Raw genomic sequence first — 24498 nt, 5'->3', positions numbered from 1 at the left:
CAACTTCAAGATGATGACAAAGACAAAGCCCGGATCTCCGGGCTTTTTTATTGGGTTTATGTCAGTTAAATCGTATAATTCGGCCACTTGAAGCTAAGAAAACGACAAGAATGACTAAACGCTCCATTTATGTTGCCTATACAGGCGGCACCATAGGTATGCAAAAAACCGATAACGGCTTCGTCCCCGTGGCGGGATTCCTGACTCAGTGCGTGCAATCTATGCCCGAGTTTTACCATGAAGAAATGCCGACATTCGTGATCAACGAATATTGCCCACTTATCGACTCTTCCAATATGGCGCCGACTGATTGGCAGATGATCGCTGATGACATACAAGCTAATTACGATAAATACGATGGCTTTGTGATCCTCCATGGCACAGATACCATGGCGTATACGGCTTCGGCGCTGTCGTTTATGCTGCAAGGCTTGTCAAAACCTGTGATAGTAACGGGCTCACAAATTCCCCTCGCCCAGCTGCGCTCAGACGGACAAACTAATTTATTAAATTCACTCTATATTGCGGCGAATTATCCGGTCGCAGAAGTGTGTTTATTCTTCAACAACAAACTCTTTCGAGGTAATCGCTCGACGAAGGCCCATGCCGACGGTTTCGATGCTTTTGCTTCGCCTAACTTCCCGCTACTGCTTGAAGCTGGGATCAAAATCAATCTGCGCGCTGGCAAAATCACCGTTGCCAACGATACCCCATTGGAAGTGGCGCATATTAGCCCGCAGCCTGTCGGTGTGGTGACTTTGTATCCAGGGATCTCGACCCAGATTTTTGAGAACATTCTGCAGCAGCCGGTTAAAGCCCTCATACTACTGACATTTGGTGTGGGTAACGCGCCACAGGATGCAGCCTTACTCAAAACCTTAAGGCAAGCGGATGAACGTGGCATAGTGCTGGTGAATCTTACCCAGTGTTTCCAAGGTAAGGTGAATATGGGCGGCTACGCCACAGGTAATGCGCTCGCTAAAGCGGGCGTGATCAGTGGCGCCGATATGACCATAGAAGCAGCCTTAGCAAAACTGCATTATTTACTATCTAAAAATTTGCAGCCAGCGGAGATAAAAGCGGCCATGTTACAAAATCTAGTCGGTGAACTGAGCATAGATTAACGCCATAGTCTTTAAACATTTCCCTTATTGATCAATCACTTGCCCCGCCCCAAGATAGGTTGACAGTTTTTAGGCCAGCTCCAGTAGCTGGCCTTTTCTATTGTGCACCTGATTAGGGGTCGCCATATTCAAACTCAGATGCGGTCTCATATCGTTGTATATTGCTATCGATTCTCTAACAAGTATCTTCAGCTCCGCAAATGTCCTACATCGGTGCAGTAAAAACTCCTGCTTCAGTATGCCATTCACTCTTTCTGCTAATGCATTTTGGTAGCAATCATAACCATCCGTCATTGACGGCTGGATTTGGCTCGCCTGAAGCGCATTCTGATAAACTGCTGAGCAGTATTGTAAGCCTCTGTCTGAGTGATGCACTGCGTTGCCGATATAGCGTTTATCTTTTATGGCCATTTTTAACGCTTTCACCACACTCTCGGCTTTCATGTCTTTACTCACGTGATGACCGACTATCTTACGAGAACTGGCATCGGTGACCAGTGACAGATAGTGCACACCTTGGTCTGACTCAAGATAGGTGATATCACTGACCAGTACATGCCCTGCATCATGCAGTCCTTCCTCTTTCAGCAGATTAGGATGCTTCTTCATCCAGTGTTTGCTGAACGTGGTTTTTGTGTAGCTTTTCTTCGGCTTAACCAGTAAACCTTCACTTCTCAAATAGGTAAAGAACCCATCTCGCCCAAGTTTAATATCGTGCTCAACCAGCCTGGATTTTATCAACGTGTAGAGCTTACGGGCCCCTAACCTTGGCATATATTTACGCCAGTACTGGACCCAGTCTTTAATGACCGATAGCTCAGCTCTACGACTTTCCATTCGAGCAACTGCCTGGTAGATACCTTGCCTCGACATACCCGCAGCACGACACGCGGCAGCCAGGTTTATTTCGCCGTTGCCTTTTGCTTGCCAGACGTACCGGATAAGTACTTTTTTCTGAGGCCAGCTCCATATTCATTGTCCATGATATCAACCATGCCATTGAGGATTTGGTTACGCAGTTTCTCTTCTGCTAACTCACGTTCAAGGCGCTTGATCGTTTCGGCAGGGGTTTCTTTTGACTTAGGCATAAGGGGATGCTGAAAAGGTTTCGACCAATCGAGTCTACCATGTTTTCTAAGCCAAACGAGTACCGTTGAACGGCCTTGAATACCAAAATGGGCTTGGGCTTGTTTGTACGTCATTTCGCCTTTTTCAACACGCTCTACGACGCCTAATTTAAAGGCTAAGGTGTAATCTCGTTGTGTGCGCTTACGGCTTGAGTTAATTGATGTTGTCATAAAGAAGTCCTCTTTATGTCAACGTATTTCAGGACGGGACAACTAGTAACAAAAAAGCCCATTAGATATGGGCTTTTTAATTTTAACTCAGATTAAACGGCGTCAAACTAATGAGTAAGTTACAAATCTTGTACTTTGAACTCGGCAATTGGCTCACCGCGGAATTGCTTTTTCAGCTCAGCTTTAGACAATTCATTGATTTTACCGTCAGGCGCAATAGTGAAATGCTCAGTTTGCTCAAGCTTGCGAGCTTGATACAACATCACGACCTGCAGGGTCGATTCACGCTGCGCTTCACTTAACACAGTGCCATCTTCCCACTTACCCAGCTCTGCTGCACTACGAAGCCTTTCATAGACTTCAATGGGCATTTGATCGATCACTTGATTAATATCTGTCATACACTTTTCCGCTTATGTAACACGATTCTGACTCGTGTGATGAGATAACCCACAAAACCAAACACAAAGCATATTCCAGCGATATTCGCCCGCATACCTTCGGCAGGTTCGCCACCCCAAAACCAAATCACCACACCAGCAATAAACAAGGTCATAGCAACAAAACTCTGATTCATTAAGCTGCTGGATTTTTGAATATGACTAATCCGTGATAAGGACTCATTGTCACCATTGCTGCTCGCTTGACAATGGGGACATGAAGGCGCCTTACTCGACATCCGCTTGCGACACACTGGACATTCAATTAATGCCATATCAGCCTCGCCCTAACGTAATTTATCAACAACGGCGAGCATGGCGATAAGCGATGCTTCACCTAAATAAATACTGCGCTCTGGCGACCAACCCACAAAAGGATCGGCCAAATTGTTATTGTCTTTAAAAGGCATTTCGAGGGTATTGGATAAACACTCGAAGGTCTGAGCGACCCAATTAGAAGCAACCGTTAGATTCGCTTGGCCAGGCTCGTCTTTGTCATAGCCAAACTGAGTTTGGAAATCAGCACTGGCTAAGGTTAATGCTTGACTGAAGTCCGCTTGCAGCTGCGCCAGCTTATCATTGTAGGCAGGCACGCCCTCACAACCTGCGAGAAACACATAAGGTAAGCCTTCATCACCATGGACATCATAGAACAAGTCGACACCAGTTTGCTGCATCTTGTTGACGACGTGGTACACCTCAGGGCTCTTTTCTAAACTTGGCGTTTGCCACTCGCGGTTAAGATTGATCCCAATCGCATTGGTGCGCAGATGGCCTCTGACACTGCCATCGGGATTCATGTTCGGCACTATATAGAAATTGGCTTTATCGAGCAGCGCTTTCGCCGTGGGGCAGTCATTATCGAGTAAACGATTCACGAGACCTTCGACTAACCATTCAGCCATGGTTTCACCCGGATGTTGTCTGGCGGTGATCCAAATATTGCGTTTAGAAGGATCGCCATTCCCTACTTTCATCAGGGTAATGTCGCGGCCATCTAAGGTCAGGCCTAAATGCTCTAAATTGACATCTGGGTGTAACTGGGCGCCGCTGAGTAAATCTAAGTGACGCTCATAGCTGTATGGCGCAAAGTAAGCGATTTGAATTGCATCGCAGTCCAGCTCTAAGCTAATGCTCAGTTTACCGTCTTTATATTGAGTCGGAATACGGAACCAATGCTGACGGTCGTAACTGGCTACCGCCTGATAGTCTTCCCATCCCTTGGTATAGGAAGCCGTCCCCGCGTTGATGATATTTAAGGTGTAATGGTTACCCACCTCACCTTCGAATCGAAAATTGAACCATTGATAAAACTCGCCGCCCGCATCGGGACGAATAGCAAGTTGAATATCGTCTTTATTATCAAGATTGACGACTTGGATATTTCCGCCATCAAAGTTGGCACTGATCCGCATAATGATTCCTAATAGGTTGTTAAAGCTAAGGGCAGTTAATGGCACGCGACTGATAGCACGCGGCACATTTTATTATATGGCCGATAGGATAAACCAAAACATCCCAAGGGGAAAACGAAAGCCAGTAAAATCAGTCAAGGCAGTTGCAGTCGACCTTTTATTGACCAAGTTTCACGCCAAACATCCGTCAAACTCAGCCGTTAACAAGGTAGTAAACGATGGTGTTAAGCCATAAAACTATAACCTTGGCCTCGCACTGTATTGATTAAGTTACGCGGCAAGCTTATGTTGGCTAATTTACGGCGAGTGTTACTAATGTGCATATCAAGATTGCGGTCAAATCGGCCCAGATCTTTTTGTAATACTGAGCGTTGCAACTCTTGTTTCGTGATGACTTGGCCTTTCCTTTCAAACAGATATTTAAATAATTTAAATTCGGTTTGAGTCAAATCGACATAACGCGTGCCAATCGTGATCCTATAACTCATATCATCAAAGTTAATCACTTTCGCCGCCACAGTCGCTATTTGCGGCGATTGAGATTGACGAGAACAAAGACGCCGCTCTAAAGCACGTAAGCGAACAAATAGCTCTTTGATGCTAAACGGTTTACTCAAAAAATCATCGGCCCCCAATTCATAACCTGTGATGCGATCGTCTTCATTATCCCGTGCTGAGATCATCAATACCGGCGTTGAGCATTCCCGCGCTTTTAACAGCTCAAAACCATTCATTTGTGGCATGACTAAATCAAGCACTATGATGTCGGGAGCAAAACTTTCAATGCATGCCAAACCGTCGACACCATTCACCGCACATGCAACTTGATGCCCTTGTGTGCCCAAGGCATCGGCCAACCACACACTAAACAAGGGATCATCATCGACTAAGAGTATTTTACTCATCCTTAAAACCCAAACGAGAATCTATATCATTTATATTACCATGCGAATCGAGATGACTCTAGACCTATTACATTCGTTAAGAAGTGTGATGTTGAAAACTGTGAACAAAATACGAAATTTAGGGAAAATTAAACGAAAATTGGCTATTTAAAAGCGATGAGTCAAATGATGTTTAGCCACTCAAAATCTGTGTCTAGCTCCATTTCACAATAAAAAAGCGCCCTAAGGCGCTTTTTAAACACTAAGAGTATTAACTTAGCTTAGAACTTAACCGTTACACCACCGTATATAGTACGGCCAATGGTGTCGTACACTTCTGGAACTGTACCAGCATCACTACCGTTAGTAACGTATAGCGGCTTCTCGTCAGTAAAGTTCTTCACCCCTAAGCTAACTGTGGTGCTGTCATTTACGTGATAAGTACCAGAAATATTGTGATACAGAATAGAATCAACACCTCTAACAGCAGCAAATGGTTCATCATTCACATCATAGTCAGTGTAATTATCATTCATAGATCGGATATAGCGGTTGAAGTACATTACACTCCAATCATCTTGACCCGCAGAAATGCTGAAGTTGTTACGAACACGAGAGTAAGCACCGAAGTTCCCATCGATAGTGCCAGTATAGTTTTCACCATCTTGCTCATAATTAATGAGGTATGTAGTGTCATTACTGACTTTCCAGTCTAACCCAAACAATGCAAAGCTATAAGCTAAGTTGAAATCAACACCGCTAGTATCCTGTGACCCAACGTTTGTTAATGCACTTGTTAAATTAAACAAATCACCATCGGCAGTAATATTGAATGTACTACATGCTTCTGCATCACCTTTATAACAAGCATCTAAACCAACTTGAACATCTGCACGAGCAATAGCATTGGTTACTTTGAAACGCCAGTAGTCTAAAGTCAGAGACATACCATCAATATAGCTTGGTGAGTAAACTAAACCAGCGGTATATGACTCAGATTCTTCAGGTTTTAAATTTTCATCAGATGTGCGATTAACTAAAATCTGTCCAGTTTGTTCACTCAGAGGTAACCAAGGGTTCGTTAAATAATCAAAAGAACCTGAATTACCACCATATAATTCAGCAACACTTGGAGCACGGAAACCTGTAGCAGCGACAGTACGTAACATAAGTTCGTCGGATGCGACATATGTCAACCCAATTTTCCACGTAGTTGCTTTACCAAATGTTGAATAATCATCTAAACGCAGTGCAAATTCACCCGTTAATTTTTCTGTAAATGGTACGCTCACTTCTTGGAAAATAGAGATAACGTTGTAGTTACCGCTTGTAGGGTCTTGCTGAGCAGCAGTACTATCGCCAGCGACAACAACTGGATCTGGATTATAGAAACCACTTTCACGACGGTATTCAGCGCCAATCGCAAAGCCCACAGCACCCGCACTTAAATCGAAGAGTTCACCATTTAAGCCAGCAGACAACGTTTGTTGTTCATTGCCACCAGTTGATTTCTCGTCATACGAAACGTCTTTCATTTCATTCGTCAGTGGAGCCCCTTCAAACCACGCATATGGGTCTGCATAAATAGAAGCAGCCATTAATGTTGCGTTAATTGAGTTATCAACACCAGTTTTAGCCTCGTTCTTACCAAATGTGTAGTCCACATTCCAGTTCATACCAGTATGAACATCCAAAGAACCCGCTAATCCACCAGATAAACGCCAAGTATCAGTATCTTGGCTGTAAACACGAGGTCCAACATCATTCATACGTCTGTTATATTGCACTTGTCCGCGAGCGTCAGCTTTAATCCCTGCATCAACCATGCTTTGGTCAAGATTAAGGCAACCAGCAGTTGGATCTGTCACTCTTGGGTCGCCACAAACATTTAATTTGATTTGCGCAGGCTGTGCCGCAAGCTGTTGGTTTGAACGGCGATTGGTATAGATAGCATCCGCGGTTAGTACCACATCATTACCTAACTCTTGTGTCATATTTGCAAATAAGCTACGGCGTTCGCTTGGCGTTTGGAAGTAAACGTCATTCGAATAATCATAACCTGTGGCTCTGTTAACCCAATTACCATTTGCATCAATAACCTTCTGGTTTAATGCACCAGTTGGAATAATTGAACTCGTATTATCGAGTGGGTCATACCAATCTCGATCACCTTGGATAACACCACGACGGTCAGCATAAGCAGCACCAAAGGTGTAGTTACCACCCTCTGTGTTGAAACCATATAATGCACTTACATCACCACTCTCACCGTCACCTTTGTCAGTGCCACTGCCGTTAAAATCGAGCTGGAAACCTTCAAAGTCTTTCTTAGTGATAATGTTCACTACACCGGCAATCGCATCTGAACCATAAACCGCTGAGGCGCCATCTTTCAGAATTTCAACACGTGCGATCATAGCCACAGGGATTGAGTTCAGATCCACTGCACTATCAGCACCAGAACCTGAGTTCACCATACGACGGCCATTCAGTAATACAAGCGTGCGCTGTGAACCCATACCACGTAAATCAACTTGCGCGACGCCATCAGCACCATTGTTAGTGCTTGAACCCACGGCTGCACCCGCCATAGATGTTTGTACTTGTAGCATTTGGTCAACAGAAGTAAAACCTTCCGCTTTAATCGCAGCAGCATCAATAACGGTCACAGGTGAAGCTGTTTCCATATCTTGGCGCTGAATGCGTGAACCCGTGACTTCAATACGTTCAACTTTGGCTTTTTCTTCCGCTGCAAATGCGCTTGACGTTACAAATGCACCAGAAGTGATAGATGCAACGATAGCTAAGTTAATAGCCGACGCTACTTTGGTTCTTTTGATCATGTATGAATGCTCCCTAGATCTTACTATTATTTTTATGCTTACAGCTTGTACAACTATTGATGTACTAGTGTTGCACTCGATACTGATGATTCACTTTAACCCCGTCAACACTCAAAATATTAACTAATTAAACATTAATGTTAATAAATATGAGTCAACTTGTTTTATTTGATGATTTTTATTTTCGATAAAACTTAAGCGATATAATTTATCAGAAGTTAAGTCTTAATGATGATAAATAATAAGTGATTAACACTGTTAACGAGTTACTTTTATGAAACATTACCAGTATGCAAAAGTGTGATATAGATCACGCTTAGCATGTGCAACGAGAGCTTTTGGTTGGAATGAAATACTGATTAACCACCACTTAAACTGCATAAAAAAGATTGTAAGTAACTAATGAAAAGCCAGAATAATTAAGATAATCTCACCAAATCAGCATATAACAACAGATACAATCAGTATCAATTGTGTTATTTATGCATAGAGAATAAAGCCGCCAATAAAATCTCAACAATAATATTACAAATTATTCAGCATGCTAAGCCTAACGAAGAGTAACGGTAGCGACTATTGTATTGAGGATTTAATGGCCTAAATCAAATTTGTTAAATTAAGTTAATCTCAGAGAAAAAAATCAATCTAAATAGTGAAAAACTCAGAATCACGCTCAATAAATACACTATAAAGATACATTTGTTAATAAATATAGGCGATCACTAATTGGCTATAAATATATAGATTTCTATATAAAAGCTATTATCAATGTCTAAATAGTGAGCTATAAAAGCCGTAAAACTTTTGAGTGTTGATGCAACTTAATAATGAGGCGTTAGTAGTTATCAACTCATAAAAGCTCCTACATTTAACGCCACATTAAACATCATTCGATTTGCTAAAGTGCGCTTTACTTCACCCCGATCGAACCAAAGGTAAATTTTAACCATAAAAAAGGCGACCTCTTAGGTCGCCTTTCATTATCGGTATTATCAAGCAGATGGCTATTCGGGTTTGATCAGCTCAAAATGCTGGTATGCCCGTACGGTTGCAATTCGGCCGCGGGGCGTGCGTTGGATAAACCCTTGTTGGATCAAGAAAGGTTCTAACACATCTTCGATGGTTTCACGTTCTTCGCCTATGGCCGCGGCTAAGTTATCCAGTCCTACTGGTCCACCCATAAATTTATCGATAATGGCCAGTAACAATTTGCGATCCATATAATCGAAACCTTCACTATCCACATCTAACAAATCTAAAGCGTGTTCGGCCACAAATTTGGTGACTGCACCGTCATGCTTCACCTGCGCGTAATCCCGCACGCGGCGCAGCAATCGGTTAGCTATTCGCGGTGTGCCGCGGGAACGGCGTGCGATTTCAAATGCGCCTTCGGCATCAATATCCAGTTCCATTACCTGCGCTGAACGCGTGACTATGGTGCTTAAATCTTTGATGTTATAGAACTCAAGCCGCAGTGGGATCCCAAAACGCGCCCGAAGTGGTGAGGTTAACGCCCCTGCCCGTGTTGTCGCGCCCACTAGAGTGAACGGCGGTAAATCAAGCTTGATAGAACGCGCCGCCGGCCCTTCACCTATCATGATATCCAGCTGATAATCTTCCATCGCCGGATACAAAATCTCTTCTACCACAGGGCTTAATCGATGGATTTCATCGATGAATAGCACATCACCGGATTCAAGATTGGTCAGGAGAGCTGCGAGATCACCGGCTTTTTCAAGCACTGGCCCCGAGGTGGATTTAATGTTTACCCCCATCTCGTTTGCCACAATCATAGCCAAGGTGGTTTTACCCAATCCTGGCGGCCCGTAGATCAACATATGGTCTAAGGCTTCGTTGCGATTCTTCGCCGCTTGAATAAACACCTTAAGCTGCGCCCGCGTGTCATCTTGGCCCGTGTATTCATCGAGCATTTTAGGGCGCATTGCCCTGTCGATGGATTCATCTTGAGCTTGGATCTGCGGCTGGATGAGTCTGTCTGCCTCAATCATTGTTCTTCCTTCTCGCAGCTTTCATCTTAATTATCATCATTATTCAATTAAAGCATCGACTTAAGGGCAGCTTTGATCAGGGTTTCTGAATCCATACCTTCTTTGTAGGCTGCAGAAACTGATTTACTCGCCTGCGGCGGTTTATAACCCAGCGAAATTAAAGCTGAAATGGCGTCTTCTTCAGCACTATTAACAGTCGGCGCAGGAGAGTAATTAGATTGCAGCACAAACTCACGCTCTGAACCTGCTGAGGCTTCCATCAAGCTCTTGAGCTTATCGCGCATTTCTACCAGTAAACGCTCGGCGGTCTTCTTACCCACACCGGGTAATTTCACTAAGGTCACTATGTCATCACGCTCAACACAGCCCACAAACTCTCCGGCAGTCATACCTGATAAAATGGTCAGTGCGAGCTTGGGACCGACACCATTGGTCTTGATCAGTAAGCGAAATAACGCCCTTTCCTGTTTAGTGATAAAACCATAGAGTAACTGTGCATCTTCACGCACCACAAAGTGGGTGTAGACCATAGTTTCATGGTTAACTTCAGGCAACTCATAAAAGCTGGTGAGCGGCATCTGCAACTCGTAACCCACACCATTAACATCGATCAAAATTTCTGGCGCTTGTTTCTCAACTAACACGCCCCGTAAACGACCTATCATCTGTACCGTCCGTATGTTCTTGCCGTTGCCCGGCCACTCAATGCGATTAAACTCTGGCTGGTGTGATAATGACACACAGCAACACCGAGTGCATCTGCGGCGTCAGCTTGTGGGGCTGCGGGTAATTTAAGTAGTTGTTGGATCATGTGTTGTACTTGAGCTTTCTGTGCTCGCCCCGTGCCAACGACTGCGCTTTTAATTTGAGTCGCACTGTATTCAGCCACAGGTAAATTGGCGACAGTGGCGGCGACAATGGCCGCGCCGCGTGCTTGACCAAGCTTGAGCGCAGAATCGGCATTTTTTGCCATAAATACCCGTTCAATCGCAAATTCGTCCGGTTGATACTGACGAATAATTTCAGTGATCCCATCAAATATTTGCTTAAGCCTGCCAGGTAGCTCTTCAGACGAAGTGCGAATACAGCCACTGCCGAGGTAAATCTGATGCCGTCCCTGACATTGGATCACGCCGTAGCCTGTGATCCGTGAACCTGGGTCAACACCTAAAATAATTGCCATTTAATGCCTTATATGGGATCTGAATGTTCGTCTCAGTTCCTGGATTAGCGAGTGTCCTACGTTAGCGTGTGCGAGCTGAAATTGGTCTAGATTGACGCCCAAATCCAGCTCACAGTCAATCTAACCTAGGCTTGCCATCACATCATCGGAGATTTCCGCATTATGATACACTTCTTGCACATCGTCATGATCTTCAAGGGTATCGATAAGGCGCATAAATTTTTCGGCGGTGTCTAGATCAAGCTCAGCTTTCGTCGAGGCTATCATAGCGATTTCAGCGTTATCTGCCACAAAACTCGCTTTATCGAGCACATCTTTCACCATATAGAAATCAACGGGATCGGTGAAGACGTCAATCGCGCCATCATCATAGCTGACGATATCTTCCGCACCCGCTTCAAGCGCCGCTTCCATCAATGCATCTTCATCGGTTCCCGGCGCATAGGATAACACCCCACGCTTAGTGAACAGATAAGAAACCGAACCATCCGTGCCTAAATTGCCACCCGATTTACTAAATGCATTGCGCACTCCGCTCACAGTCCGATTACGATTGTCCGTCATGGTTTCGACCATCACAGCGGTGCCGCCTGGGCCATAACCTTCATAGAGAATGGTTTCGAGTTGCTGACCTTCTAATTCACCGGCACCGCGTTTAATCGCGCGCTCAACCGTATCGCGGGTCATATTGCCACCGAGGGCTTTATCAATGGCGACACGTAATCGTGGATTTGAATCGGGATCTGAGCCGCCTTCACGGGCTGCGACGGTTAATTCGCGAATGAATTTAGTAAAGAGTTTACCGCGTTTAGCATCTTGAGCTGCTTTACGGTGCTTAATGTTGGCCCATTTACTGTGACCTGCCATGGGAAGTCTCCTTAACTGAGGTGTCATCGCATAGCTTATCAAGAGCCGAGGTGTAATGGATTGAATAACGGCTATGTAGGATTGAACTAACTGATATTGATAAGCAAAGAAATGACGATTCACTAAAAACAGACCGAGGCTTGCGCCTCGGTTTTCGGTACGACTAAAAATAACTGATAAGGACTAATGCTAATAGACTAACGCCAATCGACTAATGCCAATCGCCTTTCACAAAACGAGTTACATAACGTCGACTTGAATAAGGTCGATTTGCATAAGATCGATTTACAAAAGCCCTCTTACGAAAGATCAGTCTTCGGTTTTAACGGCTTTCTCAACCACGGCAATGCCAAGTTCAGCTAACTGCTGCGGATTAGCAAATCCTGGTGCGTTAGTCAGCGGACAAGCGGCTGTTGTCGTTTTCGGGAACGCCATCACATCGCGGATTGAGCTTGCGCCCGTCATCAGCATGATGATGCGGTCTAAACCAAACGCTAAACCTGCATGTGGCGGAGTGCCGTAACGCAGCGCTTCTAACAGGAAGCCGAACTTCTCTTTAGCTTCTTCGTCGGTAATACCCAAAATACGGAATACCGCAGACTGCATTTCTTGGTTGTGGATACGCACTGAACCACCGCCTAATTCGCAGCCGTTTAATACCATATCGTAAGCATCAGAAACGCGATTTGCTGGGTTAGCTTCAAGTTCTGCCGCCGTTACGCCGCGCGGAGCGGTAAACGGATGGTGAACAGCGTGGAAATTGCCGTTGATTTTCTCAAACATTGGGAAGTCAACCACCCACAGTGGACGCCATTCGCCTTGCAATAAGTTAAAATCTTCGCCCGCTTTAAGACGCAGTGCGCCCATGGATTCAGCAACCACAGTCGCCTGATCTGCACCAAACAGGATAATGTCGCCGGTTTGCGCGCCAGTACGGCTGATAATTTCGTTAACAATGCTCTCATTCAAGAACTTCAGCACAGGTGATTGAATGCCCTCTAAGCCAAGGCTTAGGTCATTAATCTTCATCCACGCTAAGCCTTTAGCACCATAGATGCCAACAAACTTAGTGTAATCATCGATTTGCTTACGAGACAGTGCAGCGCCGCCTGGAATACGCAGTGCGGCAACACGACCTTCTTCATCGTTAGCAGGGCCAGAGAATACCGCAAATTCGACTTCTTTGAGTAAATCGGCAATGTCCACCAACTCTAATGGGTTACGTAAATCTGGCTTATCTGAACCGAAACGACGCATCGCTTCGTTGTAGGTCATGCGTGGGAACTCGCCCAGATCGACGTTCAGCATTTCAAGGAACAGACCACGCATCATCTCTTCGGTTTTCGCCATCACTTGCTCAGAGCTCATGAAAGACGTTTCGATATCGATTTGGGTGAATTCTGGCTGACGGTCGGCACGTAAATCTTCATCACGGAAGCATTTTACGATTTGATAGTAACGATCAAAGCCTGACATCATCAGCAACTGTTTAAACAGCTGTGGCGATTGTGGCAAGGCAAAGAACTGACCTTTATAAGTACGGCTTGGTACTAAATAATCGCGGGCACCTTCTGGGGTTGCCTTGGTCAGGATCGGTGTTTCTATGTCTAAGAAACCGTTTGAGTCGAGGAAACGACGCACAGAACTGGTCACTTTAGCGCGGAAAATTAATCGCTGCGCCATTTCTGGGCGACGTAAATCTAAGTAACGATACTTAAGACGTTGCTCTTCGCTGTTGTTCTGGTAGTTATCCATGCTCAATGGCAGCGGATCGGCAGCGTTGATGATAGTCAAGGCTTGGCCTAAGACTTCAATTTCACCCGTCTTCATTTGACCATTGACTTGGCTGTCAGGACGGGCGCGAACTAGGCCTTTAACCTGAACGCAAAATTCGGCGCGCAGCGTGCTGGCGACATTGAACACCTCAGGTAAGTCTGGATCATAGACCACTTGGATCAGACCTTCTCTGTCTCTTAAATCTAAAAAGACAACGCCACCCAAATCACGGCTACGATTAACCCAACCTACCAAGGTAACTTCTTGTCCAACGTGAGACTTATTGACGTCTCCACAATAATGACTGCGCATCTAACTCTATCCTTTATCCGGAAACCGGTGCTTTGGAAATAATCAAAACGAGATAAAAGCGGCATTATAGTAAAATAATGCCGATTACCAAAGTACTTCACACTTAGGCGGTGAAGTATCAAACAGTTTTACGCCCTTGACTAGAGGCGAACGCACTATCTGAGCATGAGCGTTCAAAAAAACATCAAGCTGAGCGATAACAACGCCCGCCGCAACTTTTTGCGTGGTACATCAGTTGATCGGCTTTTTTCAATAAGCCTATCGCGGTATCACCATCGCGGGGGTAAATCACCACGCCCATACTGACCGCTATGCTGACACTGACGCCTTGAATAAGCAAAGGGCTCGACAGTGCCTGTAGAATATTATCAGCAACTTGGGTTGCAGCATCGAGATCTTGCACACGATTTAGCAGGATAACAAACTCATCGCCGCCAAATCGCGCCACGGTATCTGAGCCACGGATAACCTTGGTTAACTTTTGGGCGACCTGTACCAGTAATTCATCACCAATCGGATGACCATGTTGATCATTAATTTGTTTAAAGCCATCCAGATCAATAAATAACAAGGCAAAATGCGCTTGCTCGCGCTGATGGGACAATAAAGCTTGGGCTAATCTGTCATCGAGCAAGGCGCGATTGGGCAACTGAGTCAAAGCATCGTGGTTTGCCACATGCAGCAAACGTTTTTCTGCGACTAATCGCTGGGTGATCTCACGATTTAAGCGGCGATTCACTAACAACACTGCCACCATCACTAAGCACAAAATAATCACGCCAAATACGATATAACGCAGCCATAGCAGATATTTAGCACTCTCTGTCGCGACAGAAAATGACACCCAACGCGCATAAATTTGCTGCTGATGCTGAGCGTCAATCAAGGCTAAGGCTTTGTTAATCAGTGGCACCAGCGGCGCAAACTGAGGATAAACACCAATATGGCTATGCTGATCGGCAAGATCACTCAGCAGCGACATTTTCAGCGTCGGGTAGTGACTGGTTTTAAGTTCGGAGGCCAATGTCACCACTTTATCGATAAACACATCCGCATTGCCATTCGTCACCGCCGCCAATCCCGCCTGCGTATTTGGCACTATCACTAACTTGAGTGAAGGTTCAAGACTCATCAATTGCGCCACCAAATGATAGCCCTCGACCACGGCCACCCTTTGCCCTGCAAGCTGGGCAATATTGAATACCGAGACTTGCTCCAATTGCGACACTAATGCCCACGGCGATGGCCAATAAGCCTCACTAAACGCTAAACGCTGCTGGCGCTCTGCCGTTTGGGCGACACTGCCGGCTAAACTCACCTCGCCCTTTTGCAACGCCTCGATTAACGAATGCCAATCATCAAAGGCAACGGGCGTGAGCTTAAGTTTGAGCTGTTCCTTGAGTAATTTGACGATATCGCTGTTGATCCCCGCAAACTCGCCCTGCTCATCCATAAACTCCATCGGCGGCCACTGCTTTAAATAGCCCACTTTAAGCTCGCCTACACTTTCCACATAGGCCTGTTCTGCTGGGCTTAGGCTGACATGGCGCTCAGCTTGGGTAAAAACATGATCTTTGGGATTGAGCATCCATTTATTTTCAATATCGGCAAACTCTTGATTGCTAATATTGTTAAAGCCATTGGCGATCCGCTGCGTCAGACCTGGATCATCACTGCGAGTCAGCACATAAATGTTGGTGCTAAATTCGAGATTGGGATACTGGCTAAAGTCAGACCAGCCTTTATTGAGCAGTAAATAATGGGATGTCCATGCACCCGAAGCCACAAAGCCAACAATCTCGCCCGATCTTGCGCCCGCGACCATGGCATCCATATTGTCGTAATAACGCAGTGCCATTTGGGGTAAGGCTTTACGTAACTCCACCAGATAAGGCGCCGTCGGCACCACACCAATACGTTTGCCTTTTAAGCTGTCTAAATCGGTCAATTGCTGCTGAAAGAGAAACAAGCGGCTCTTAACTGTATATAAGTGCCAAGCCCGATTAAGCCCCGTTTTAACATCATCACTCTCTGGATAACCAATGTGCGCATCGGCAAGACCTCGGCGAACGTCATCCACACTGGAGTTCATATCGCCAGAAATAAAATCAACGGCGATACCGGTCTTCTCAGACCAAAGCTGCCACATGTCCACATACAAGCCATGGGGTAAACCATCGACCCCTAAGTCCACAAAAGGCTCGGCGCCCAGTTGCATGGAAATAACAATCCCAGCTTGTTGACGTTGGTAGCCAAGCCATCGTCGCTCCGTTTGTTGGATAAAGTGCGGATCGAGCGCGGTGAAACCTTTATTGATCCTATCAACTAAATCGAGATTGCCCTTTTTGACCGCAGGAACAAATTGCATCGCCTTAATTTGGATACGCGCCGTATTGGGATAATTCGCGGCAACCTCTTGGGATGAAGCGGGATCTTTCAAATAACCTTCTAAGCCCGCAAACACCATAATCTCGCCGGCTGCGACCCCAGCGAGTAATTTCTCACGACTTTCGTAACGTTTAAACACTAGCTGAGGTTCGATACGGTGCAATTCCGCTTCATGGGATGAAGCCGCCACCACACCAATTTGAAAGGGAATGAGTTCTTTAATGGACTTTTTACCCTGCAGGGATTTATGCAGATACAAAAAGGTACCGACATCGGCGATGGGCTCAGCAAAGTCGAACTCTTGCTCACGCTCTGGGGTTTTCCCCATGCCGATATGCACTTGCGCCTTACCTTGCCGCAGTTGATCAAGGGACTCGTGCCAGTGGCGCGCCACAAAAACCACTTGGGTATGGCTTTGTTTCGCCCACTCTTTCCATAAATCGACCAGTAGTCCGGTCGGCTCGCCATCGTTGTCGACATATTGATAGGGAAAGCTATCCTCCCCCATCACCACAATTAATGGCTCGTCGGGCAATGGACTTGCCTGCCCTGTTATACTCAAAAAACAGCTGCACAAGATCACGATTAAGTGGATCACAAACTTCAAGTTGAGCCCTTAGTACTTGATGTACATGTAACGATTTTGTTATCTATGGCGTATTAGACAAAAATTTATCGCAAATTACCAGTATGAGACTTGCTGCTAATCGATCGGATTCGTTAAAATGCCGGGTTGAATTCCCATGAAAAATCTCAGATGAACGTTTCTCAAGACACTATCTACGCTCAAGCGAGCGAGCATATTAGCGATTTCCAGTTTGATAACCGTGTAGCAGGCGTGTTCAGTGACATGATCCGCCGCTCCGTGCCTGGATATACGCAAATTATCAATACCATAGGCGATTTTGCAGATCGTTTCGTCATGCCAAATACTCAAATTTACGATTTGGGTTGCTCACTCGGCGCCGCAACTTTAAGTATTCGTCGCCAAATCCAAGGCCGTCAATGTCGTATTATCGCCGTGGATAACAGCGAATCTATGGTTGCACGCTGCCAAGAGAACCTGAATGCCTATGTCAGCGATACGGACGTCGATCTGGTTTGCGGAGATATTCGCGATATCGATATTCAAAATGCCTCACTGGTGGTACTCAACTTTACCTTGCAGTTTTTACCGCCAGAAGACAGAGAAACCCTGATAGCCAAGATTTATCAAGGCCTAAACCCCGGTGGGATTTTAGTGCTGTCGGAAAAAATTCGCTTTGAAGATGCCCCGATCCAAACCCTATTGGAAGAGCAACATTTAGACTTTAAACGCGCCAATGGCTACAGCGAACTCGAGATCAGCCAAAAACGCAGTGCGCTGGAAAATGTCATGAAGCCTGACACCTTAACCACGCATCAACAACGCCTAACCAGCCAAGGCTTCAGTCACTTTAGTCTCTGGTTCCAATGCTTTAACTTTGCTTCTATGGTGGCCATCAAGTGATCAGCTTTAGCTCGTTTTACCAACAAATCGCCGATTCAAATCTACAACACTGGCTCGAAACCCTGCCGAGCATTTTAGGCAAGTGGCAACGGGATCATAAACACGGCAACTTGCCAAAGTGGGAAAAAGTGCTCAACAAGCTGCACTATCCTGCACCCGACCAAGTGGACTTTATCGATAGCGTGACCGTCGGTAGCGGCGAGCAACTTAGCCCTGGCGAAAAAGAGAAACTTGAGAACCTACTGCGTCTGTTTATGCCATGGCGTAAAGGCCCCTTCCACATTCATGGCATCCATATCGATACCGAATGGCGCAGTGACTGGAAATGGGATCGCGTGAAGCAGCATATTTCACCGCTGAAAAACCGCACTGTGCTCGATGTTGGTTGCGGCAGTGGTTATCACATGTGGCGCATGTTGGGCTCAGGTGCCAAACGTGTAGTCGGTATCGACCCTTCACCGTTGTTTTTATGTCAGTTTGAAGCGGTAAAACGGTTAGCGGGCACACATCACCCTGTGCACCTTTTGCCTCTTGGCATTGAAGAGTTGCCACCGCTCGATGCATTCGACACCGTTTTCTCCATGGGTGTTTTGTATCACAGGCGTTCACCTATCGATCACTTGTTACAACTGCGTGATCAGTTGCGTACTGGTGGTGAGCTAGTGTTAGAAACATTAGTGATAGATGGCGACGAAAACGCCGTACTCGTGCCTCAAGATAGATATGGCAAAATGAATAATGTATGGTTCATTCCGTCCGTTGCCGCGCTGATGCTCTGGTTAAAGAAGTGTGATTTCACCGACATACGTTGTGTCGATACCGATGTCACAGCCCTTGCAGAGCAACGCCGTACCGATTGGATGCCCAACGAGTCACTGGTTGAGTACTTGGATCCTAACGACATCACCAAAACGGTTGAAGGTTATCCTGCGCCCAAACGCGCCACGATTATCGCGGTGAAGAACCAGCCGAATCAGGATTTAATCAGTTGATCTAATATCAGATTTACCGCTAACAGGAAGCACTATGCTTAAGCAGCTGCTCGCTATTGTCATTACCACCACACTTGGGGGATGTGCAATGACAGAACCGACCACCCATGCCACAGTTCCCGTAGATGCTGCCACGTTCAATACCCGTTTAGCCCAGCAACAAGACTCGCTGATTGAGGTCATCAATCAGCGATGCCAACCTCAAGATACGGCGCCTCTCGTGCAACTGCACGAGCAAGTGCAGCTACTACAACAGCAAGTCGCGAGTCTAGAAACACCCAAAGCTAAAACCGTTGCCGTGCCCAAACAATGCGCCCGCACGCCCTTAGGTGACAAGTTTATCTTAGGTGAAGTCGAAAACGTGTTTGTGGATGAACTCAACACTTATTTTGCCACCCGAATCGATACGGGCGCCGAGTCTTCCTCTATCGATGCGCGCAATATCACCCTGTTTGAGCGCGATGGTAATCAATGGGTACGGTTTGAGGTATTCACTCAGGGGGCAAACACTCCGCCACAACAGTTTGAGGCCAAAGTCGTGCGCTTTGTCCGCATTAAACAAGATGCGAGCGAGAAAGAAGATCGCCGCCCTGTGATCCACGCGCATCTTAAAATTGGTCAATATGCTGCAGAAACCGATCTCAACCTCACCGACCGCAGCCACCTCGATTATCCGTTACTACTTGGACGCAAGTTTATGAAAGACATTGCCGTAGTCGATGTCAGTCAACGTTATGTCCACGGCAAAGTAACAAACCAAGTAACCTCGGCGCAGTGAGCACGCTTTGAACTAAATGGCCGAACTCAAGAGGCGTGAGAACCAACAGCGATGAATGTCAAAGCTAAGCGTCAGGCGTGGATTTTGTATCAGCTTTGGTATCAGTCACGCCGCTCAAACTCACCGTTCACAACGACAGCTTAAAATTATTATTTTTCGACAACTTAATACGCAAAAAAATAGCTCAGCCAACGCAGGCGTCGTGACTATCACACTCGTGACTATAACACTCGTGACTACAACACTCGTGACTATCACATCAGTTTTTTAATAGACAATCCCGCGTTGGCATAACACTGAGTAGACGTAGCACTAAGTGACCAAACACTAAGTTGTCCTAACAAGAAGGATCCATAATGCACTCACGCAACCCTTTCTATATCTTGGTGGCAGTGCTCTTTATTGTCGGCATTGGCGCCAGCATTTACCGTGGCGTCGAGCATAACGTGCCCTTTTTGCCCGGTAAGCAAGTTCAAAGCTGGGCCGTGGAAGCCAAAGTCAGTTTTCAAGGTACGGGTGAACCAGCAGAAGTGTCTTTCTCTTTACCGCAAGATCCTGCCTACCAAGTGCTGGTCGAAAATGCCAGTTCACCGGGTTACGGTTTAACCATCAATCATAATGACAACGATCGCCGCGCGGTTTGGTCGATACGCCAAGCCCTAGGCACACAGGATTTATATTACAAAGTGACACTGGTGCCGACAGGGCATACCGAAATGCCAGCGACTCAAACTCCCACAGCGCCCGAAGCCTATTCATGGCCCGCGACTGAACAAGCCGCCGCAGAGCAAGTGATTGCAGATGCCTGGGCTCGCAGCGCGAGCAACCTCTCCTTCGCCCAACAATTGATGGCATCGATAACCGAGCCTAAACGCAGCCAGAATGTCGAGCTATTGCTCGCAAGCCAAACGCCGACCCAACTGTTTTTACACATGCTACACACTAAGGGCATTCCTGCGCACAAGGTCAGCGGTTTGTATTTAGAAGATCAACGCCGTCGACAGCCCTTATCGCCCTTTGTTGAAGTCTTTCACGACGGTCAATGGATACTGTTCGATTTAGTCAAAGGCAAACAAGGTCGCCCCCAAAACCTGCTGCTGTGGGAACGTGCGGGCCACTCAGTGCTTGATGTCATGGGCGGAGTTAACTCGCAGGTGAACTTCGCAATGCTGCAGGACACCCGTTCTGCCCTTGCGACATCCATCGACATGATGATGAACAACAATGCGCTCGATTTCTCCCTCTACCAATTACCCCTTGAGGAGCAAAGCCTTTTTAAAGGGATCTTGCTGATCCCCATCGGCGTACTAATAGTGGTTTTTTTGCGGGTGATGATTGGCATTAAAACCTCAGGGACTTTTATGCCGGTATTAATCGCACTGGCCTTTATTCAAACCAGCTTACTCACCGGGTTAATTGGTTTTTTGCTTATCGTTTCCTGCGGACTCGTCATCCGTTCCTACCTATCCCATTTAAATCTACTGCTAATCTCACGGATATCGGCAGTGATCATCGTGGTGATTGGGATCATCGGCGTATTCACACTGCTTTCCTACAAGTTTGGTTTGAGTGAAGGCTTAACCATTACTTTCTTCCCTATGATTATTCTGGCGTGGACCATAGAACGCATGTCGATTCTGTGGGAAGAAGAAGGTCCGAGGGAGGTCATGCTCCAAGGTGGCGGTAGTTTGATGGTTGCCACCTTGGCCTACCTCGCCATGAGCGCAAGCTGGGTACAGCATTGGGTGTTTAGCTTTCTCGGGATTCACTTAGTGATCTTGGCCTTAGTATTACTTATGGGGCAATACACAGGTTATCGTCTGCTCGAGCTCAAACGCTTTAAATCATTGGCGGGTGCATAAACATGGGGTTCGCTTGGCCGTGGGAGCTACGCAAAAATGGCGTGCTGAATATGAACCAACGTAATATCGATTACATTGGCCGTTACAATCCGCGTAAATTTTATAAACGCGTCGATGATAAGTTGATCACTAAACAGCTGGCCTTAGCGAATGATATTGCTGTTCCTGATCTGATTGCGGTCGTACGCGAACAACACGAGATAGCGCATATCCCTGAACGCATCTCAAGCCGAAGTGGATTTGTCGTCAAACCCGCCAAAGGCTCGGGCGGCAAAGGCATTATTGTGATCACTTAGGTCGATAATGGGCGCTATTTTAAACCCAGTGGCCACGAGATCAGCCTCTCTGAACTTAACCGCCATGTCTCCAATATTCTCAGTGGGTTATTTTCACTCGGCGGTAAACCCGATGTTGCCATTATCGAAGGCCTAATCGAATTCGATCCTGTGTTTGAAGGCTACAGCCATGAAGGGGTACCCGATATACGCTTGATTGTTTTTAAGGGATTTCCCGTGATGGGCATGCTGCGTTTATCGACTGCGGCCTCCGACGGTAAAGCCAACTTACATCAAGGCGCTGTGGGTGTAGGCGTTGACATTGCCACCGGAAAAGGGTTACATGCTGTGCAATTTGATAGACAAATTGAGTTTCATCCCGATACAGGTAAAAAACTCACCGACATCATAGTGCCCCATTGGGAAAGCTTGCTCCATACAGCTTCCAGCGCCTATGAAATGTGTGAAATGGGTTATCTCGGCACTGACATGGTGCTAGATCAAAGCAAAGGCCCTTTACTACTTGAACTCAATGCGCGCCCGGGACTGGCGATTCAGATTGCAAATGGAAAAGGTATTTTGCCTCGTCTTAAGCATGTTGAAGCCATGTCATCTCATTCTATGACAGTTGCAGAACGTGTTGCCTATGTTAAAACCCACTTTACTGGTTAGCCTGCTTGGCTTAAGCCTTTATGCTACGAATGCCGCCTATGCGGCGCCAAGTCCTGTTCCCCTCTTGGTTGAGCAATGTCTGCGTTTGCCAAACATTGAGCTCGCGTCTGCCTTCGCCAACGCGCGCTTAACGACGGCGCAATTAACCTTGGCCCAGCGCGCGCTTATTTTTGAGCAACAGACGATTGGGCTTAATAATATCAACGACAGGCTCAACTATTATCGTGGGTTTAACTTACCGAGTGAAGAACGCGAAGGTTTACTGCAATGCCAGTTACACCTAGCCGATACCCTGTCGCAACTTCTCAACCAAGCGGAATTAAGCCAACTGGCTTACGCCTTAGCCCAAGGTAATACTGAACAAATACTGTTGAGCCAACAGCTTAAACACTTGCTACAACAGCATTGGAGCGCCGAGGAAAAAGCGAAACTGCATACGGCGCAGGCCAGCATAGGCCAAGGGTTAGGCAGCCAACAATTTAGTCTTGCCTTCAATGACAACCAATGCCAACCCGAAGCGACTCAGCAGCAACATCATCTGCATGAAGAAGAGGATAAAAGTAACGAGCCGAAGCGCAGCAGTGCAAAGCAAAGCGATTTTTCGGGCACTATCGTCAGCTACTTACTGACACAGGAAAACGCCGTATGTCGCCAAAATGTATGGCAAGCCTACCAAGCCAGAGCGAGTGAAACCAATCAAACGGCATTACAGCGAATTGCAGAGCAGCGCCAACAAGCCGCCACTGCCGCAGGCTTTACCGATTACAGCGCATTAGCGCTTAGTTCGCAGCAGTTATCATCCCCCGAGTTGGTCAAAGCCTTTCTTGATAGCCAAACCCAAGATTTGCAAGTGGCTCCCTGGGATATTGGACGTACCCTGTCACAACAAGCATCAGCCAAGGGCCCCACATGGCAGACCTCAGACGTCTTGAGTCGCAGCTTTACTTATCTGCAAGTGTTTGGTTTGCAGTTTGAGACCATAGCAACCGCCAACGCCGAGAAAGCACCAACCGATCCTAATCGGCCACATATCGTCAGGGTTTACCACCAGCAAAGATTGTTGGGTGAAATCTATGTGGCGTACAACCAAAATCCACAGCAAAGTAGTCAACAGCAGACATTGCGCCAAAGTGTACTCGGCCAGCAATTTGGACAACAGGCGTTGGATCTTAAGCCGCAACTGAGTAACTACAAAGACATTGAACAGTTAACCGAATCCATCGCAGAAGCAATGACGTCCCTTGCTAAAGCGAGCCATTTCTACCTCAACAATGCCATGGGACAGAGTCAGGATAGCCATTTTGTGGCGAGTCTCTGGTTAGCTGAAGTACTGCGCCATCAACTCTTTCCGCAATTTGAGCAAAACTATTTACAAGAGCGTGAAACACTAGCTAAAGCTTATTCGAAACAGCTCAAAGTCTTTCGCGCTAAGGTTGCAGTCAACTTTTATCAAGATGTAAATTCACAAGTCTATCCGGATATCGGTGCAGAGTTTAGTGCTAGCTTCGGCCAAAATTGGCCGCAAACCAAGGATTATCCCTACAGCTTCAATGCTATCGCCAACGAAGGTCCGCTCTACTACCAATCGCTCTGGCAAGCATCGTTAGCCCAGCTGATTGATCAAGCAACATTAGGCTGCCAAGACAAACTTCAATTATTCAATTTGTTAGTCGTCAATGAAGACGCTTTAAACGTAAGTAAACAATTGAATGCCATTATTGGTGCGCCCGTTGATAGCGCTTCGCTGATCCAAAGGATCTCCAATCGCACCGCTTCGGAACATGCTGGTAATTCTGACAATCAAGCTTTCGACGCCACAGGCTCTTGTGCTTTTTAAGAGTGAATGCATAAGCTGTGTTTGTGACTCGCTCGGGCGCAAACACAGTTAATC

18 protein-coding genes and 1 pseudogene are annotated in these 24498 nt (G+C 46.3%); 7 read left to right on the top strand and 12 right to left on the bottom strand.

Going from position 1 to position 24498, the window contains the following annotated elements; genetic code table 11:
• Positions 1-110: 110 nt before the first annotated feature.
• The gene (ansA, locus tag DYH48_RS08760; RefSeq protein ID WP_012089292.1) at positions 111-1124 is read left to right on the top strand and encodes an asparaginase; all 1014 of its coding nucleotides are present in this window, start codon (positions 111-113) and stop codon (positions 1122-1124) included.
• A gap of 69 nt (positions 1125-1193) precedes the next feature.
• On the opposite strand, the gene DYH48_RS08755 is transcribed toward ansA, so the two are convergent.
• From DYH48_RS08755 to DYH48_RS08695, 12 genes are all read right to left on the bottom strand, one after another.
• A protein-coding gene (locus DYH48_RS08755; RefSeq protein ID WP_115334540.1) for an IS3-like element ISShes2 family transposase occupies positions 1194-2422 on the bottom strand; the annotation gives its coding sequence in 2 pieces (ribosomal slippage) (positions 1194-2071 and positions 2071-2422; 1230 coding nt in all).
• 119 nt (positions 2423-2541) lie between these two features.
• On the bottom strand, positions 2542-2823 hold the full coding sequence (locus tag DYH48_RS08750) for a YeaC family protein (protein ID WP_006081736.1): 282 nt from the start codon (positions 2821-2823) through the stop codon (positions 2542-2544).
• Positions 2820-3137 (bottom strand): zinc ribbon domain-containing protein, encoded by a 318-nt coding sequence (locus tag DYH48_RS08745; RefSeq protein WP_115334539.1) that lies wholly within the window; start codon positions 3135-3137, stop codon positions 2820-2822. The genes DYH48_RS08750 and DYH48_RS08745 overlap by 4 nt, the downstream gene beginning before the upstream one ends.
• A 12-nt stretch (positions 3138-3149) precedes the next feature.
• A complete protein-coding gene (locus DYH48_RS08740; RefSeq protein WP_012587584.1) occupies positions 3150-4277 on the bottom strand; it encodes a M14 family metallopeptidase in 1128 nt (375 codons plus the stop codon).
• Between the two features lie 224 nt (positions 4278-4501).
• Positions 4502-5182: a response regulator transcription factor SsoR gene (ssoR, locus tag DYH48_RS08730; protein ID WP_012089296.1), complete on the bottom strand. Its 681-nt coding sequence runs from the start codon at positions 5180-5182 to the stop codon at positions 4502-4504.
• A gap of 260 nt (positions 5183-5442) precedes the next feature.
• Positions 5443-8004 carry a TonB-dependent receptor plug domain-containing protein gene (locus DYH48_RS08725; RefSeq protein ID WP_115334538.1) on the bottom strand — a complete coding sequence of 854 codons (2562 nt, stop codon included), beginning with the start codon at positions 8002-8004 and terminating at the stop codon, positions 5443-5445.
• Positions 8005-9008: 1004 nt separating this feature from the next.
• Positions 9009-10013 carry a Holliday junction branch migration DNA helicase RuvB gene (gene ruvB, locus DYH48_RS08720; protein WP_006086781.1) on the bottom strand — a complete coding sequence of 335 codons (1005 nt, stop codon included), beginning with the start codon at positions 10011-10013 and terminating at the stop codon, positions 9009-9011.
• Between the two features lie 47 nt (positions 10014-10060).
• Positions 10061-10678 carry a Holliday junction branch migration protein RuvA gene (ruvA, locus tag DYH48_RS08715; RefSeq protein WP_006081742.1) on the bottom strand — a complete coding sequence of 206 codons (618 nt, stop codon included), beginning with the start codon at positions 10676-10678 and terminating at the stop codon, positions 10061-10063.
• Positions 10675-11196, bottom strand: coding sequence for a crossover junction endodeoxyribonuclease RuvC (ruvC, locus tag DYH48_RS08710; RefSeq protein WP_006081743.1), 522 nt, complete (start codon positions 11194-11196; stop codon positions 10675-10677). Before ruvC ends, ruvA begins: the two co-directional genes overlap by 4 nt.
• A 120-nt stretch (positions 11197-11316) precedes the next feature.
• Positions 11317-12063: a YebC/PmpR family DNA-binding transcriptional regulator gene (locus tag DYH48_RS08705; RefSeq protein ID WP_115334537.1), complete on the bottom strand. Its 747-nt coding sequence runs from the start codon at positions 12061-12063 to the stop codon at positions 11317-11319.
• 309 nt (positions 12064-12372) lie between these two features.
• Positions 12373-14151, bottom strand: coding sequence for an aspartate--tRNA ligase (aspS, locus tag DYH48_RS08700; protein ID WP_115334536.1), 1779 nt, complete (start codon positions 14149-14151; stop codon positions 12373-12375).
• A gap of 184 nt (positions 14152-14335) precedes the next feature.
• Positions 14336-17146, bottom strand: coding sequence for a transporter substrate-binding domain-containing protein (locus DYH48_RS08695; RefSeq protein WP_115334535.1), 2811 nt, complete (start codon positions 17144-17146; stop codon positions 14336-14338).
• 150 nt (positions 17147-17296) lie between these two features.
• Here DYH48_RS08695 and cmoA point away from each other — a divergent pair, with 150 nt between their 5' ends.
• The 6 genes and pseudogenes from cmoA to DYH48_RS08665 all read left to right on the top strand — a co-directional run bounded on the left by cmoA (position 17297) and on the right by DYH48_RS08665 (position 24444).
• A complete protein-coding gene (cmoA, locus tag DYH48_RS08690) occupies positions 17297-18028 on the top strand; it encodes a carboxy-S-adenosyl-L-methionine synthase CmoA (RefSeq protein ID WP_006081747.1) in 732 nt (243 codons plus the stop codon).
• Positions 18025-19020: a tRNA 5-methoxyuridine(34)/uridine 5-oxyacetic acid(34) synthase CmoB gene (cmoB, locus tag DYH48_RS08685; RefSeq protein ID WP_011846752.1), complete on the top strand. Its 996-nt coding sequence runs from the start codon at positions 18025-18027 to the stop codon at positions 19018-19020. Before cmoA ends, cmoB begins: the two co-directional genes overlap by 4 nt.
• A gap of 34 nt (positions 19021-19054) precedes the next feature.
• Entirely contained in the window at positions 19055-19798 is a 744-nt protein-coding gene (locus DYH48_RS08680) for an ATP-dependent zinc protease family protein (protein ID WP_115334534.1), read from the top strand.
• Between the two features lie 356 nt (positions 19799-20154).
• On the top strand, positions 20155-21660 hold the full coding sequence (locus DYH48_RS08675; RefSeq protein ID WP_115334533.1) for an inactive transglutaminase family protein: 1506 nt from the start codon (positions 20155-20157) through the stop codon (positions 21658-21660).
• Positions 21661-21662: 2 nt separating this feature from the next.
• Positions 21663-22607 (top strand): annotated as a pseudogene (locus tag DYH48_RS08670) (alpha-L-glutamate ligase-like protein).
• Positions 22582-24444 (top strand): M3 family metallopeptidase, encoded by a 1863-nt coding sequence (locus DYH48_RS08665; RefSeq protein WP_115334532.1) that lies wholly within the window; start codon positions 22582-22584, stop codon positions 24442-24444. The pseudogene DYH48_RS08670 and the gene DYH48_RS08665 overlap by 26 nt, the downstream one beginning before the upstream one ends.
• Positions 24445-24498: the final 54 nt, after the last annotated feature.

Origin of the sequence: Shewanella baltica (genome assembly GCF_900456975.1) — a bacterium.
In the GTDB taxonomy this organism is placed as follows: Bacteria; Pseudomonadota; Gammaproteobacteria; order Enterobacterales; family Shewanellaceae; genus Shewanella; species Shewanella baltica.
The sequence above is the reverse complement of the archived record's forward strand: the minus strand, read 5'-3'. Positions and strand labels throughout refer to the sequence as shown.

What these genes read in the sequence shown, in the direction of transcription:
- DYH48_RS08665 (WP_115334532.1), top strand. Translation starts at nt 22,582, where the DNA reads ATGTTAAAACCCACTTTACTGGTTAGCCTGCTTGGCTTAAGCCTTTAT.
- DYH48_RS08705 (WP_115334537.1), bottom strand. Translation starts at nt 12,063, where the DNA reads ATGGCAGGTCACAGTAAATGGGCCAACATTAAGCACCGTAAAGCAGCT.
- DYH48_RS08675 (WP_115334533.1), top strand. Translation starts at nt 20,155, where the DNA reads ATGCACTCACGCAACCCTTTCTATATCTTGGTGGCAGTGCTCTTTATT.
- DYH48_RS08725 (WP_115334538.1), bottom strand. Translation starts at nt 8,004, where the DNA reads ATGATCAAAAGAACCAAAGTAGCGTCGGCTATTAACTTAGCTATCGTT.
- DYH48_RS08740 (WP_012587584.1), bottom strand. Translation starts at nt 4,277, where the DNA reads ATGCGGATCAGTGCCAACTTTGATGGCGGAAATATCCAAGTCGTCAAT.
- ruvB (WP_006086781.1), bottom strand. Translation starts at nt 10,013, where the DNA reads ATGATTGAGGCAGACAGACTCATCCAGCCGCAGATCCAAGCTCAAGAT.
- ansA (WP_012089292.1), top strand. Translation starts at nt 111, where the DNA reads ATGACTAAACGCTCCATTTATGTTGCCTATACAGGCGGCACCATAGGT.
- ruvA (WP_006081742.1), bottom strand. Translation starts at nt 10,678, where the DNA reads ATGATAGGTCGTTTACGGGGCGTGTTAGTTGAGAAACAAGCGCCAGAA.
- DYH48_RS08750 (WP_006081736.1), bottom strand. Translation starts at nt 2,823, where the DNA reads ATGACAGATATTAATCAAGTGATCGATCAAATGCCCATTGAAGTCTAT.
- cmoA (WP_006081747.1), top strand. Translation starts at nt 17,297, where the DNA reads ATGAACGTTTCTCAAGACACTATCTACGCTCAAGCGAGCGAGCATATT.
- DYH48_RS08680 (WP_115334534.1), top strand. Translation starts at nt 19,055, where the DNA reads ATGCTTAAGCAGCTGCTCGCTATTGTCATTACCACCACACTTGGGGGA.
- ssoR (WP_012089296.1), bottom strand. Translation starts at nt 5,182, where the DNA reads ATGAGTAAAATACTCTTAGTCGATGATGATCCCTTGTTTAGTGTGTGG.
- ruvC (WP_006081743.1), bottom strand. Translation starts at nt 11,196, where the DNA reads ATGGCAATTATTTTAGGTGTTGACCCAGGTTCACGGATCACAGGCTAC.
- DYH48_RS08745 (WP_115334539.1), bottom strand. Translation starts at nt 3,137, where the DNA reads ATGGCATTAATTGAATGTCCAGTGTGTCGCAAGCGGATGTCGAGTAAG.
- aspS (WP_115334536.1), bottom strand. Translation starts at nt 14,151, where the DNA reads ATGCGCAGTCATTATTGTGGAGACGTCAATAAGTCTCACGTTGGACAA.